Origin of the sequence: Pseudomonas sp. FP603, assembly GCF_030687415.1 — a bacterium.
Taxonomy (GTDB): domain Bacteria; phylum Pseudomonadota; class Gammaproteobacteria; order Pseudomonadales; family Pseudomonadaceae; genus Aquipseudomonas; species Aquipseudomonas wuhanensis.
This window is the reverse complement of the sequence record NZ_CP117431.1, coordinates 264,972-277,102: the sequence shown is the minus strand read 5'-3', so window position 1 is coordinate 277,102 and position 12,131 is coordinate 264,972. Positions and strand designations below refer to the sequence as shown.

11 protein-coding genes and 1 pseudogene are annotated in these 12,131 nt (G+C 60.6%); 2 read left to right on the top strand and 10 right to left on the bottom strand.

What is annotated here, in order from left to right; genetic code table 11:
• Positions 1-111: 111 nt before the first annotated feature.
• Entirely contained in the window at positions 112-693 is a 582-nt protein-coding gene (locus tag PSH65_RS01265) for a mechanosensitive ion channel family protein (RefSeq protein WP_305424574.1), read from the bottom strand.
• Positions 693-2,598: pseudogene (locus PSH65_RS01260) on the bottom strand (ATP-binding cassette domain-containing protein). The gene PSH65_RS01265 and the pseudogene PSH65_RS01260 overlap by 1 nt, the downstream one beginning before the upstream one ends.
• A 50-nt stretch (positions 2,599-2,648) precedes the next feature.
• Between PSH65_RS01260 and PSH65_RS01255 the strand changes: the two are divergent.
• On the top strand, positions 2,649-3,113 hold the full coding sequence (locus PSH65_RS01255; RefSeq protein ID WP_305424573.1) for a TIGR02444 family protein: 465 nt from the start codon (positions 2,649-2,651) through the stop codon (positions 3,111-3,113).
• On the opposite strand, the gene PSH65_RS01250 is transcribed toward PSH65_RS01255, so the two are convergent.
• Positions 3,110-4,261 carry an AlgP family protein gene (locus PSH65_RS01250; protein WP_305424572.1) on the bottom strand — a complete coding sequence of 384 codons (1,152 nt, stop codon included), beginning with the start codon at positions 4,259-4,261 and terminating at the stop codon, positions 3,110-3,112. The genes PSH65_RS01255 and PSH65_RS01250 overlap by 4 nt on opposite strands.
• Before the next feature lie 192 nt (positions 4,262-4,453).
• Here PSH65_RS01250 and PSH65_RS01245 point away from each other — a divergent pair, with 192 nt between their 5' ends.
• Positions 4,454-5,119: an FKBP-type peptidyl-prolyl cis-trans isomerase gene (locus tag PSH65_RS01245; protein WP_305424571.1), complete on the top strand. Its 666-nt coding sequence runs from the start codon at positions 4,454-4,456 to the stop codon at positions 5,117-5,119.
• A gap of 60 nt (positions 5,120-5,179) precedes the next feature.
• On the opposite strand, the gene PSH65_RS01240 is transcribed toward PSH65_RS01245, so the two are convergent.
• The 7 genes from PSH65_RS01240 to PSH65_RS01210 form a co-directional block, all read right to left on the bottom strand.
• Entirely contained in the window at positions 5,180-5,650 is a 471-nt protein-coding gene (locus PSH65_RS01240; protein ID WP_007941595.1) for an Rsd/AlgQ family anti-sigma factor, read from the bottom strand.
• A gap of 180 nt (positions 5,651-5,830) precedes the next feature.
• Entirely contained in the window at positions 5,831-6,382 is a 552-nt protein-coding gene (locus PSH65_RS01235) for a disulfide bond formation protein B (RefSeq protein ID WP_305424570.1), read from the bottom strand.
• 343 nt (positions 6,383-6,725) lie between these two features.
• The gene (locus PSH65_RS01230; RefSeq protein WP_305424569.1) at positions 6,726-7,964 is read right to left on the bottom strand and encodes a heme biosynthesis protein HemY; all 1,239 of its coding nucleotides are present in this window, start codon (positions 7,962-7,964) and stop codon (positions 6,726-6,728) included.
• Positions 7,961-9,115: a uroporphyrinogen-III C-methyltransferase gene (locus PSH65_RS01225; protein WP_305424568.1), complete on the bottom strand. Its 1,155-nt coding sequence runs from the start codon at positions 9,113-9,115 to the stop codon at positions 7,961-7,963. Before PSH65_RS01225 ends, PSH65_RS01230 begins: the two co-directional genes overlap by 4 nt.
• 16 nt (positions 9,116-9,131) lie before the next feature.
• Entirely contained in the window at positions 9,132-9,899 is a 768-nt protein-coding gene (locus tag PSH65_RS01220; RefSeq protein WP_305424567.1) for a uroporphyrinogen-III synthase, read from the bottom strand.
• Positions 9,896-10,837, bottom strand: a complete 942-nt coding sequence (hemC, locus tag PSH65_RS01215; RefSeq protein ID WP_305424566.1) for a hydroxymethylbilane synthase — start codon at positions 10,835-10,837, stop codon at positions 9,896-9,898. Before hemC ends, PSH65_RS01220 begins: the two co-directional genes overlap by 4 nt.
• Positions 10,838-10,966: 129 nt before the next feature.
• Positions 10,967-11,713, bottom strand: a complete 747-nt coding sequence (locus PSH65_RS01210; protein ID WP_007899317.1) for a LytTR family DNA-binding domain-containing protein — start codon at positions 11,711-11,713, stop codon at positions 10,967-10,969.
• Positions 11,714-12,131 lie beyond the last annotated feature (418 nt).

Here is a 12,131-nt window from a genome sequence, read left to right as displayed (position 1 = left end):
CGGGCAAGCCCGCTCCCACAGAGTTTTGGACTGATCACAAACCTCAATCCACCCCAAAAACCTGTGGGAGCGGGCTTGCCCGCGAAAGCGGTGTGTCAGGCAACAGAAGGCTTACTTTTCGAACCCGTTCGAAGGGAACACATCCGTGCCGCGCCAGCGTCGAACCGAACGCTGGAAGAACAGGCTATTGGGCACTTGCACCATGGCGCTGCCGGTACCGAGTTCTTCGGCTTCGATCAGCGTGGTGTAGAGCAGATTGATCGCCACCACCCGGCCTTTGACGCCGGGCTTGTCGGTGGTATCCACCAACTCGACCACATCGCCGATACGGAATGGGCCGACGGTGAAGATCAGGATCGCGCACAGCAGGTTGGAGAGCACGCTCCACATGGCGAAAAACGCCACGGCGGCCACCGCAACGAAACCGGACAACGCCGTCCAGAGCACCGTGGCCGACACGCCAAGGCGTTCCAGCACGAAAATCAGCGCACTGCCCATGATCAGCCAGCGCAAACCGCCACGCAGCGGCATGAAAAACTGCGGCGGAAACGGATAGCGCTCGCCCAGGCGAGTCAGGCATTTAGCGACAATACGCTGGGCGATATAACCAGCCAGCAGGATCAGCAGAATTTGCACGACCAGCCAGAGCGGCTCGCCCCACCCAGCCGGTAAAGGCAGTTTGAAGGCTTCCATCAGGACAGCGCCTCCAGCTCCGCCTGCATGCTTTCCAGCAGTTCCAGCGCTTCCATCCAGGCTTCTTCCAGCTCGGCTTCACGCACCTTCAGCTTGGCTTGTTCAGCCAGCAGATCACGCAAATCGTTCTTGCGCATCGGCTCGTAAATGTCGATGTCGCCAAGGCTGGAATCGATCTTCGCCAGCTTCTCGTGCAGCTTGCCCAGCTCGGCTTCAAGCTTGTCGGCCTCACGCTTGTGCGGTGCCAGTTGCTGACGCAACGCAGCAGCGGCCTGGCGCTGGGCCTTCTTGTCGGTCTTGTCCGGATTGACCGGGGTATTGCTGACCGGGGCATTGCGTTGACGGTATTCGACCAGCCAACGGGCGTAGTCCTCCAGGTCGCCATCGAACTCCTCGACTTTGCCGTCTGCCACCAGATAGAAATTGTCAGTGGTGCTTTTGAGCAGATGGCGATCGTGTGAGACCACCAGTACCGCGCCACTGAATTCCTGCAGGGCCATGGTCAGCGCCAGACGCATTTCCAGGTCCAGGTGGTTGGTCGGTTCGTCGAGCAGCAACAAGTTCGGTCGATCCCAAGCGATCAATGCCAAGGCCAGACGCGCCTTCTCACCGCCGGAGAAATTCAGTACCGGCTCATCGATACGCGCGCCGCGGAAATCGAACCCGCCGAGGAAATCGCGCAGGGTCTGCTCACGCTCGGTCGGTGCCAGGCGCTGCAAGTGCAGCAACGGGCTGGCCTTGGAGTCGAGGGAATCAAGCTGATGCTGGGCGAAGTAGCCAACGACGGTGTTTTCACCGCGCGTCAGGCGACCGGCCAACGGCTCAAGCTCACCGGCGAGGTTTTTGATCAGGGTCGATTTACCCGCACCGTTCGGGCCGAGCAAGCCGATCCGCGCGCCGGGGGGTCAGTTGCAGCTTGACCTTCTCCAGCACGGCTTTATCGCCGTAACCCAGTCGAGCATCCGACAGGTCGATCAGCGGGCTGGAAATTTTCGTCGACTCGCGGAAGACGAAGTCGAACGGCGAATGCGCGGCAGACAGCTCTTCCATCCGCTCCAGCGCCTTGATCCGGCTCTGGGCCTGACGGGCCTTGGTAGCCTGGGCCTTGAAGCGGGCGATGTAGCTTTCCATGTGCGCACGTTGCGCCTGCTGCTTCTCGTAGGCTTGTTGTTGCTGGGCCAGACGTTCGGCACGGGCGCGTTCGAAGGCGCTATAACCACCGCGATACAGGGTGATCTTGCGTTGATCGACGTGGGCTACGTGATCGACCACGGCATCGAGGAAGTCCCGGTCGTGGGAAATCAGCATCAAGGTACCGGGGTAGCTTTTAAGCCACTCTTCGAGCCAGATGATGGCGTCGAGGTCCAAGTGGTTGGTCGGTTCGTCGAGCAGCAACAGGTCCGAAGGGCACATCAAAGCCTGCGCCAGGTTCAGACGCATCCGCCAGCCACCAGAGAAATCTCCTACTTGCCGATCCATCTGCTCGTTGGTGAACCCAAGGCCGGCCAGCAGCTTTCGAGCCCGAGCGTCGGCGGTGTAGCCGTCGGCGCTGTCGAGTTCCGAGTGCAGGCGGGCCTGAGCGGCACCGTCATGGGCCGCTTCGGCTGCGGCGAGGTCGCGTTGCACCTCGCGCAGGCGCAGGTCACCATCGAGCACGTAGTCGACCGCGATGCGTTCGAGCGTCTCGATTTCCTGGCGCATGTGGGCGATGCGCCAGTCGGCCGGCAGGAAGCAGTCACCCGAGTCCGGGTGCAGTTCGCCCCGGATCAAGGCGAACAGGCTCGATTTGCCGGCGCCGTTGGCACCGATGAGGCCGGCTTTGTGGCCGGCGTGCAGGGTCAGCTCGGCGTCTTCTAGCAGACGTTGCGGGCCACGCTGTAAAGTCAGGTTCTGAAGTCGAATCATAATGGCGGCGGAGTCTACCAGCTTCGCTCGCAACTGGCGCGAGTAGCACTATGTCCTCTGACCTGTGGAGCTTTTCCCTTGGCACTTACGCCCGTCCCGGCGTTGAAGCTGCCTGCCTGCAATTGCAGTCGGCCGGGGTGAACGTGTGTCTGTTGCTCTGTGGTCTGTGGCTGGGACAGCGGGGTGTCGCCTGCAACGAGCAACGAATAAAGCAGCTTCGCGATGTAGCCGAGCCCTGGGACGCGGATATCGTGCAACCGCTACGGGCGTTGCGTAGGCAATGGAAGGCCAGCGCGGCCGAAGACGTCGAACTGCATACGTTGCGCGAACAAGTCAAAACCCTGGAACTGAAAGCCGAGCGACAGCTGTTGTTGCGACTGGAGCGATCGGCAAAGAGCTGGCCGCAGGATGAGGCGACCGATCTCTCGGCCTGGCTGGAAGGTGTGGCGGCAGGCGCCGCCAACCTGGACCGCGACGCGCTGCATCAGCTGCGCGTCGCGGTAACCGGCACTTAGGAAGCGCTGGTTGGGGTGGTGCTGGTGCTCGACGACGCGGCTGGCGTTGGCGCAGACGTGGTGATCGAGGTGGTTGCTGCAGGCGCGGGCGACGCCGAGGCCGAAGAAGCAGGGGCCGAAGTTGCTGGCTTGATCGCTGGCGCAGCAGCCGGTTTGGCAGCGGCGACCGGCTTTTTCACGGCCGGTTTTGCTGCTGGCTTGGCCGCGGGTTTGGTTGCTGGTTTTGCAGCGGCTGGCTTGGCTGCAGTGGCTGGCTTGGCAGCGGCAGCAGGTTTCGCAGCAGCAGTTTTGGCAGCCGGTTTCGCGGCAGGTTTGGCCGCAGCTTTTACAGCGGGTTTCGCAGCGGGTTTTGCAGCAGGCTTGACTGCAGCGGTTTTAGCCGCGACAGGTTTGGCGGCTGGTTTGGCAGCAGGTTTCGCGGCGGCAGTTCTAGCGGCTGGCTTGGCAGCAGATTTAGCCGCTGGTTTTGCCGCTGCAGTTTTTGCCACGGCGGGTTTGGCAGCCGTGGTTTTTGCAGCTGGTTTAGCGGCGGCTGTTTTGGCAGCAGCTGGCTTGGCGGCAGGTTTGGCAGCCGTCGTTTTAGCTGCGGGTTTCGCAGCACTGGCAGCGACTGGTTTTTTCGCCGCAGGTTTTGCAGCTGGCTTGGCTACGGTTTTCACCGGAGCTTTGGCAGCAGGCTTGGCCGATGCTTTTGCAGCAGCCGGTTTGGCAGCGGCTTTCTTCGCAGGTGCCGCAGCTGGCTTGGCCGAACGCAGGGACAACGCCTTGACGACAGCCTCTTGGACACGACCGACACCCTGGGCCAATTTCAGGCTTTCTTGAGCGTCGCGCTTGAGTTGCAGGATGTAGCTGCGCGTATCGGACTGACGATCCTTGAGAGCGTCGAGCAAGTCCTCAAGTTCTTTCACCGCACCTTTGGCCTTGGCTTGCGCCTTGGCTTTGCCGGCCGCCGCAGCGTCCTGCAATTTGGTGCGGGATTTGTGCAGTTTTTCCTGCGCTTTTCCGCGCTGCTTCTCCAGTTTGGCGAGCAGTTTTTCAGCATCAGCCAAGGCTTGGGAACAAGCGTTTTCCAAATGCTCGAGCAGGCTGCCCGAGAGTTGTTGGAGTAAGTGCAACGGAGTATTTACTGGCTTCTTGGTGGCCGACATGGTTTACCTCCTGGCTGACGTGAATGCGGCTCATACTAGACCTCTGCTGCAACCGCCGCTAGGGCATCTTGACAGTATCGAAAGCGCTACGTTGCAACGAAGTAAAAATGTTCTGCGCTGGCGCAAAACCAGTTTACCTTCGAGCGCATTCACACTGGCATAATCCTGCGCATCTCAGATCGGAGAGTGCCCATGTCGCGCTACCTTTTTTTATCGCTGTGCGTGTTTTTTTCCGTGGCCCAGGCCTCCGAAAAAATCGCCGCAAATGACGCTCACGATCTTGCTTACAGCTTGGGCGCAAGCCTTGGCGAACGCTTGCGCCAGGAAGTTCCGGATCTGCAACTTCAGGCACTGCTCGAAGGTTTGCAGCAAGCCTATCAAGGCAAGCCGCTGGCACTGAAAGACGAGCGGATCGAACAGATTCTTGCCGAGCACGAAGCCCGGGTCGCTGAGCAACCCGTCGTCCCGCAAAGCGAAGTCGCCCTCGAAAAAGAGCAGCGTTTTCTCGCCGAAGAAAAAGCCAGGCCTGGGGTTCGCGAATTGACGGATGGAATATTGCTGACGGAGCTGACGCCGGGCAACGGCGCCAAGGCCGGCCCGAACGGCAAGGTTCAAGTGCTGTATATCGGACGCCTGCCTGACGGCACAGTGTTCGACCAGAACAACCAGCCGCAGTGGTTCAATCTTGATAGCGTGATCGCGGGGTGGCGCAGTGCGCTGCAAGACATGCCGGTCGGCGCGAAATGGCGCCTGGTGATTCCATCGGCGCAAGCCTATGGCGCCGACGGTGCTGGCGACTTGATCGCGCCGTTTACACCGCTGGTATTCGAAGTCGAATTGCGGGGTGCCACAAGCTGAATGCCGGAAACGAAAACGGCGCGCATTGCGCACCGTTTTCAGTGACCAGCCGGGAAGGGTTCAGGCCTGAACCGAACTCTCTTCCTTGTGGGCCGTGTGCAGCACTTCGATCAGGCAATCTTCCAGTTCGAAACGCTCACGCAGTTGGCTGCCCAGTTTTTCCAGCGCTTCGGCGAAACGCTCGGTATCGTTGCAATCACCTTTGTGACAATGATCATTGAACGACAGAGCCATCTCGGTGCTCACATCGATACGCGGGTTGATCTGCTTCACCAGTTCAAGGCCGCCATCGTCGCCAAAGGCCTTGGCCTCATTGACCAGATGCTCACTCACTTCGAAATGCCAGGCCGAAACGTAATCGACAAGAATCTCGCAAAACCGACCGTTCAAGGACTTGTCGGCGAAAGCCGGTTTGGCATTTCGCAAGTCGTGGAATGCCTTTACCAACTCTTCACGCTCTTGTAGCCAGCGGTCAATGAGCTTATGAACCCCACCCCAGCGTTCCTGAGCATTCTGACAACTATCTAACATGGCGATCTCTCTTCCCTAATGGGTCATGCCGTTCTACGCCTGCCCCCAACACACGGCACATCCGGTCTTGGTCAGGCAGAACAGCAACGAGCAACATAATTCCAATGACACGTGCGGGCCAGATTATGCCCGCGCGCCTATGGCTTCAAGGTACGCAGGAGATAAAGTTCATACAAGTGTTTAATCGCCCGCCAAGACCCGGTGCGACGACTCGCCGCTGAGCGGTCGCTGACACGCGATCCAGACAAGGCGCAGCAACTGATACCCGCCCAGGATCATCATTGCGACGAAGAACAGCAGGCTCCACTCCGGGATGCTCAGGTCGAATAGCGTCCAGGAAATTTCCGCGCAATCGGCGGTGCCCTGGAACATTCGCTGCACGACACACACCCACGGCGTACTGGCGAACAGATCGGCCAGATTGGGCGAGCATGCCGACAGCTGATGCACCGGGTCGCTCTGCAACACGACCTGTCGCCACGCTGTGACGGTACCGGCCAGACTGCAGAGCAAACCCAGCAGCCAATACAAGAATGACCCGAAGCGGCCAGGCCCCTGCACCGAAGCCGTCAGGCAGACACCCGTGAGCACCGCCAGACAAACCCGTTGCAACAGGCACAACCCGCAAGGCTTGAGACCGACCGCATATTCCAGGTAATAGGAAACGCCCAACGCCAGGGCACCTGCGATGAAAACCATGAAAAACAAGGAGCGTGAGCAGGCCAAAGACATGGCTTTTCCGTAACAGTAGAGACAGGCGGTTACGGTAGAGGAAAGCGCGGCAGCCTTTCAAGGCAGACCACCACGGACACTTCACCAGAAGTGTAGGGAATTCCCGACAGGGTCGAGAGGATTTGATGTAGTCCTCTGTAGGACGTTGCCGGCGAAGGATTACAACGCTGAAACAGTGGCGGATTCGAAGCGATTCCCGCCCCTTGTAGCAGCTGGCGCAGCCTGCGTTCGGCTGCGCAGCAGTCGTAAAACAGGCACCGCGGTTTAACAGAGGAACCGCATAACCTTTATGACGACGGCTTCGCCGCCGAACGCAGCCTTCGGCAGCGGCTACAAGTCGGCATCAAGCGTGAGCCGGCACTGGCAGCGGTGCCGCCAGCAAGCGCTCATCCAATAGACCCAAGCCCTCCTGGAACAGCTGATTACTGCGTTCGGTGTCACCCAGTTGCGCCAGCAACCGCGCCAGTTCGGCGCAGGCTTCAGGGTTGCGCTGCACACGCAGGCTGCTCTCCAGATAATCCCTGGCCTTGCCCCACAGACTGCTTTGCAGACACAAACGGCCCAACGTCAGCAACAGGCTGGGGTCGGCAGGATGATCCTTGAGCCAACCCTCGGCGATGTGCAGTTGCCTGGCCGGATCGCTGCCGCGAACCAGCCCGTACAGGCGTGCCAGATGACTGTCGTATTTGCGCTTGAGGGCTGTACGCAGGACCTCTTCGGCCTCGACCTGCGCCCCCAGCTGCCGTAACTGATCAGCATAGGCCAGCACCAGTTGCGGTTCCTGGCGCTGAGCAGCGGTGAGTTGCTGCCAGGCGCGATTGAGCGATTGCAAACCAACCGTTCCGTCCTCTTCCCGGTGCGCCGCCAACGAAAGATTTTCACCCCAGGCCCGGCGCTCCAGCTCAGCCAGTTCGGCTGGTGGCAATACCTTGTCCTTGCGTAACTCCGGCAACAAGCGAATCACGGCCGACCAGTCGCCCCGCTGCTGATGCAGGCGCTGCAACTGGCGCAGAGTCTGGACGTTATGTGGATGACGCTCGTGCATGGCTTGCAGGGTTACCAGCGCGCCGTCAGTGTCGCCGCGGTCGGTCTGCAATTGGGCATGACTCAAGGCAATCGCCAGCTCGGCCTGGGGCTGCCGCTCCAGAGCGCGCTCCAGCAGGTTGTCGCTTTCCTCGTAGTGACCTTGTTCGTTCGCGGCGCGGGCAGCACCGAGGTAGTAGAGCAGCGGTTGGCGCTCGGCTTCCGCTGCGCGATACAGATGACGCTGTGCACTGGCCCAACGGCCCTCGGCCAAATCCAGCTGACCATGTTCGATCGCTACTTGCACCCGCCGACTGCGATTGCGCCGCGACCATGGATTGACCACTCCACCGGAAGTCGTCACCAGCTCGATCAACACCTTGATGCCCCAGAACACCAGCCACAGCACGACTACCAGGGCCAGGGTTGCCCACAGGCTCGATTCGTAACGGAAAGTTTTGTAGGCGATCAGCACGTAGCCGGAATGCTCGGCAATCGCCAGCCCTAGCGCGGCGGCAGCGGCGATGACCACGAACACAATCACATAGAGGCGCTTCATGGCGTGGCCTCCTGCATAGTGCTCGCGGCAGGTTTGGCCAGAGGTTTCACCGATTCCTCGGCATTGACGTTACGACGCTCGAGATAGGCCTGAACCGAACTCAACGTGCCCGTCAGATCTGGCGTGACCACCGTGACTGGCTGCTTGCTCAACTCGGACACTTGCTCGAGCATGATTTTGCTCTGAGGGTTGTCCGGGTTGAAGTTGCCTTTGAGCACGTCCCGCGCTTCGGCCAGCGCCTGGGTGTAAACCGCGGCTTGGCCATTAAGCGCGGCCCACTGTGCTTGCTCCAGCGCCAGGCTAAGAGCCAGGCGCACCTGGCTCAGGCTCTGCCCTGCCAGCAACGGCCGGACATTCTTGTCGGCGTTGAAGTCGATGCGGATATAACGCGAGATCTGATCCCACCATTGCGCCCAGCGACTGGCACCGTCGCCATCGGCAGTCAGGCCCAGCAGGGATTCGCCACGGTCCTTGTATTCCGGTGCCAGCTCGGTGAGGTTGATCACTTGATCGCGCAACGCCCCCAAGCGCAGGAACAACCCGGTGCGATCCGGCTGTTCGGTACTGCGCAGGGCTACCAGGGTTTTGGCCACTTGCTCACGAGCGGCAAAAGCCCCGGGGTCATTCTGTTCACGGAGAATTTCATCGGCGCCTTGCACCAGGGCCTGGGCGCTGCTGATGTCCTGCAACGCCGACAGGCGCAGGCTGGCCAGACGCAGCAAATGCTCGGCTTCGGCCAGACGCCAGTCCTTGCGGCTCGCGCCGAGGACGGTTTCCAGACGTTGATTCAAGCGTTGCTGATCGCCTTGGAGTTGAGTGACCAAGCGACTGCGCGCGTCGAGTTCTTCGGCGGCCGGCATTTGCTCGAGGCGAGCCGTCAGGCGTTGCTCGTTGAGCTTCAGGCTCTGGGCCTGATCATTCAGCGCCTGAACCTGACTCAACTGTTGCTGGTTAGTGGCTTGCAGGTGACGCACCTGCCAGACTCCCCAACCGCCCACGGCAACACCGGCCGCACCCAACAGCAGCGCAACGATTGCCAACCCATTGCCTCGGCGCTGCTCAACGGCAGGTGGCGCAGTTTCAACCGGTGCATCAGCCGGTGCATCAAGCACGGGCCGGACGTCATCTTTAGGCAAGGCTGTTTCGCTCACGTATCCATCCTTTGCATTAGAAAACGGGCACGGGGTGTTCCCGTAACGCCGCCAGCAAGGCCGCGGCACTGGCGCCACGACAATCCACAACTGTTTGGGCCCCGGCGGCGCGCGCCAGCTCGGCGACCCTGGGGCTTGGAACAAACAACGGCAACCGCACCATGCTCGGCCAGGCATCGCCAGCCAATCGGTGCAGGTGCTCAAAACCCTGTCCACTGCTGACCACCAGCCCGTTCAAGCGTTCCGCCTTGATCCGGTCAGGCAGCGTTGCCGGCGGGTACTGCGGCAAACCGCGTCGATACAACTCCAGATACTCGACACTAGCACCAAGCTCGCGTAAACGCTCAGCCAGCAGCTCGCGCCCACCCTCCCCGCGCATGATCAGCACTCGCGGATCGGGTCGAGTGACAGCCTCGCGCAACGGCGCAAGCTCAAGCAAGGCTTCGCTGTCGTCACCGTCGACCGGGAAACTTACATCCAGCCCGTTATGCTCGAGGATCTGCGCCGTCGCCGCGCCCACGCTGAACCATCTCGGAACCGGTGGCTGTGGCCGGTATTGGGTGAGCAGATCGACAGCGATTCTGGCGGCCGGCTTGCTGACCACGATCACCGCGCAATAGCTATCCAGGTTCTGAATGACTTCGCGCATTGTGTCAGAGGCGGGAATCGGCTCGATATCTAAAAGCGGCAAACTGCTGCTGAAAACCCCCGCATCAGCCAGCACACCGGCAAGCGCCGCCGACTCATCCGCAGGGCGCGTCAGCAACAAGCGCCAGCCAGTCACTCGTGCCCTGCCTCGCCATAGACTGCTTTCAGAATGTCGGCGGCGCCTTGGCTCAGCAGGTCTTCGGCCACTTGTACGCCCAAGGCCTCGGCATCGCCGCGTGGCGCTCGGGCCTCGGCACTGAGCAGCAGACCGCCGTTCGGATCGCCGACCAGACCACGCAACCAGATCTGCTCGCCTTCAAGCACGGCGTAGCAGGCGATCGGGACCTGGCAGCCGCCATTCAGATGTTTGTTGAGGGCACGTTCGGCAGTGACACGGGTGGCCGTGTCCTGGTGATGCAGCGGCGCCAGCAGCGCATGAATTTCAGTGTCGGCGCTACGGCACTCGATACCGACCGCGCCCTGGCCACCGGCCGGCAGACTGTCGTCGACACTGATCGCCGAGGTGATGCGGTCTTCGAAGCCCAGGCGAATCAAACCCGCCGCGGCGAGGATGATAGCGTCGTATTCGCCGGCATCGAGCTTGGCCAGACGGGTGTTGACGTTACCGCGCAGGAAGCGGATTTCCAGGTCCGGGCGGCGGGTCAACAACTGCGCCTGACGACGCAGGCTGGAGGTGCCGACGATGCTGCCTTTTGGCAACTCATCCAGGCTGGCGTAGGTGTTGGAAACGAAGGCGTCGCGCGGGTCTTCGCGCTCGCAAATGCAGAACAGACCGAGGCCATCGGGGAAGTCCATCGGCACGTCTTTCATGGAATGCACGGCGATGTCGGCTTCATTTTCCAGCAGCGCGGTTTCCAGTTCCTTGACGAACAGGCCCTTGCCGCCGATTTTCGACAGCGGCGAATCGAGCAGCTTGTCGCCGCGGCTGACCATGGGTACCAGCGTCACGAGCAGGCCCGGATGGGCCTGTTCCAGACGAGCCTTGACATATTCGGCCTGCCACAGGGCGAGAGCACTTTTGCGGGTGGCGATGCGGATTTCGCGAGAGGACATGGATCAATCAATCCGTACTGAATAGATACGGCGGATAATAACAGCTCAGCCAAATCCACTTTGACTTGTATCAGAAACCGCATGGCCTCCCTGGCCCTCAATGTCCGGTAATAGGGTAGAAATCCGCCCTTAAAGCTGTTGCATCATTTTGCGCACGCCGGCCACATGACGTCGGCTGACGATCAGGGCATCGCCGTTCAGGCCTTTGAGAAACAGCTGAAAATGCCCCAGGGGCGTGCGCTGCAGCCGCTCGATGCGTTCGCGAGCAACCAGGGCGTTGCGGTGGATCCGCACGAAACGGTCGCCAAATTCGTCTTCGAGGGCCTTGAGTGGTTCGTCGAGCAGCACTTCACCGCCTTCATGACGCAAGGTGACGTACTTGTGGTCGGCAATGAAGTAGACCACCTGACCCAACGGAATCAGTTCGATGCCTTTTCGGGTGCGGGCGCTGATGTGGCTGCGCGGACCGCTACCGGTTTCGGCCGCCGGACGAGTCAAGGCCGCGAGCTGGACGCGATTGGGTCGCTCGGCTTTCTTTAATGCTTCATGTAACTGTTCTGTGCGCACTGGCTTCACCAGATAGCCCACGGCGCTGGCCTGTAGGGCTTCCACGGCAAATTCATCGGGCCCGGTGCAAAACACCACGGCGGGCGGGGTTTCGCGTTCGCACAATCGTGCAGCCACTTGCAGGCCATCGAGGCCCGGCATGCGAATATCGAGCAGCACGATATCCGGTTTGTGACTGTCGATCAGTGCCAACGCCTCTTCGCCGTTCGTGGCGCTGGGCTCCAGGACATTGTATCCCTCGAGTTCGCCGACCATTCGGCTCAGGCGCTCGCGGGCCAGGGGTTCGTCATCAACGATCAGGACATTCATATTGCGCTGGATTCCTGCGTGAGTCTCGCACAAGGATAGCGTAGACAGGTGAAGTGACGTCCGTCACCGCGATCCACGCTAAGACTAGCGCGAGGGCCAAAAAGTGCCGCGAGACCGGCGGCTAAATTTTCATCTGCCGCGTGACTGGCGGCCCAGGCCCGCACTGGCGAGGCATCGCCGTAGGGTTTGCTGATACACAATATGAACACCCCTCTTCTCTCTATAGTCAGCTGCAGCATCGAGAAGTGCGCTGATCCTCTGTCCAACTGTAGACGGTTGCCGGGACGTTATTGCTCAATTGAAAAATATCGTTGCGCAATTTCTGTATCGCTTGCTTCGAGCAGGGGCGGCGCGATGAGAAAAAACCTGTCGACCAGTGTCAGCGACAGGATTGGCAACCCTGTTATTATCCGCGTCA

Bases quoted from the DNA above. Each gene is read 5' to 3' on its own strand.
- PSH65_RS01265 (WP_305424574.1), bottom strand. From the start codon at position 693: ATGGAAGCCTTCAAACTGCCTTTACCGGCTGGGTGGGGCGAGCCGCTC.
- PSH65_RS01255 (WP_305424573.1), top strand. From the start codon at position 2,649: ATGTCCTCTGACCTGTGGAGCTTTTCCCTTGGCACTTACGCCCGTCCC.
- PSH65_RS01250 (WP_305424572.1), bottom strand. From the start codon at position 4,261: ATGTCGGCCACCAAGAAGCCAGTAAATACTCCGTTGCACTTACTCCAA.
- PSH65_RS01245 (WP_305424571.1), top strand. From the start codon at position 4,454: ATGTCGCGCTACCTTTTTTTATCGCTGTGCGTGTTTTTTTCCGTGGCC.
- PSH65_RS01240 (WP_007941595.1), bottom strand. From the start codon at position 5,650: ATGTTAGATAGTTGTCAGAATGCTCAGGAACGCTGGGGTGGGGTTCAT.
- PSH65_RS01235 (WP_305424570.1), bottom strand. From the start codon at position 6,382: ATGTCTTTGGCCTGCTCACGCTCCTTGTTTTTCATGGTTTTCATCGCA.
- PSH65_RS01230 (WP_305424569.1), bottom strand. From the start codon at position 7,964: ATGAAGCGCCTCTATGTGATTGTGTTCGTGGTCATCGCCGCTGCCGCC.
- hemC (WP_305424566.1), bottom strand. From the start codon at position 10,837: ATGTCCTCTCGCGAAATCCGCATCGCCACCCGCAAAAGTGCTCTCGCC.
- PSH65_RS01210 (WP_007899317.1), bottom strand. From the start codon at position 11,713: ATGAATGTCCTGATCGTTGATGACGAACCCCTGGCCCGCGAGCGCCTG.